This window comes from Corynebacterium sp. 212_CJEI, from assembly GCF_001055915.1.
GTDB classification, from domain to species: domain Bacteria; phylum Actinomycetota; class Actinomycetes; order Mycobacteriales; family Mycobacteriaceae; genus Corynebacterium; species Corynebacterium jeikeium_D.
Map to the genome: position 1 here is coordinate 1 of NZ_JVPT01000040.1, position 212 is coordinate 212.

The 212-nt window shown below is 55.7% G+C and carries 1 tRNA gene; it reads right to left on the reverse strand.

Annotation, left to right across the window (positions count from 1 at the left end):
* Nucleotides 1-30: 30 nt before the first annotated feature.
* Nucleotides 31-105, reverse strand: a tRNA-Val gene (locus ADB02_RS03335).
* Between the last annotated feature and the right edge of the window lie 107 nt (nucleotides 106-212).

The window sequence follows — 212 nt, forward strand, 5'->3', positions numbered from 1 at the left end:
CGCAAATACGCTCGCCCATAAGGGCTTACGTGGTGCGCGATACTAGGATTGAACTAGTGACCTCTTCCGTGTCAGGGAAGCGCTCTCCCACTGAGCTAATCGCGCTGGGGTAAAAGCTATATAGAAGCTTTCAAGCGCAACCCCCTTCCAGGAGAAGGGGGTTTTGCACTGAGCGGATGACGGGACTCGAACCCGCGACCCTAACCTTGGCA